This window comes from Pseudomonas sp. PDM26, from assembly GCF_019219185.1.
Taxonomy (GTDB): Bacteria; Pseudomonadota; Gammaproteobacteria; order Pseudomonadales; family Pseudomonadaceae; genus Aquipseudomonas.
In genome coordinates, this window is the sequence record NZ_JAHUWC010000046.1 from 1 (window position 1) to 435 (window position 435).

The 435-nt window shown below is 68.3% G+C and carries 1 pseudogene; it reads left to right on the forward strand.

The features are described from left to right. Positions 1-435: pseudogene (locus tag KW849_RS31015) on the forward strand (NAD(P)(+) transhydrogenase (Re/Si-specific) subunit alpha); the annotation flags it as partial.

Consider the following 435-nt stretch of genomic DNA (forward strand, 5'->3'; position numbering starts at 1 on the left):
GCACCTCCCGCGCCCAGAGCCTGGATGTGCTGTCGTCGCAAGCCAACATCGCCGGTTACAAGGCCGTGTTGCTGGCCGCGCACCACTATCCGCGCTTCATGCCGATGCTGATGACGGCGGCGGGCACCGTGAAAGCGGCGCGCGTGCTGATCCTCGGTGCCGGCGTGGCCGGCTTGCAGGCCATCGCCACGGCCAAGCGCCTGGGAGCGGTGATCGAAGCGTCCGACGTGCGTCCTGCGGTGAAAGAGCAGATCGAATCCCTCGGCGCCAAGTTCGTCGACGTGCCGTACGAGACCGATGAAGAGCGTGAATGCGCCGTCGGCGTCGGCGGTTACGCCCGCCCGATGCCGGCCAGCTGGATGCAGCGCCAGGCCGCGGCCGTGCATGAACGCGCCAAGCAGGCGGACATCGTGATCACCACCGCGCTGATTCCCG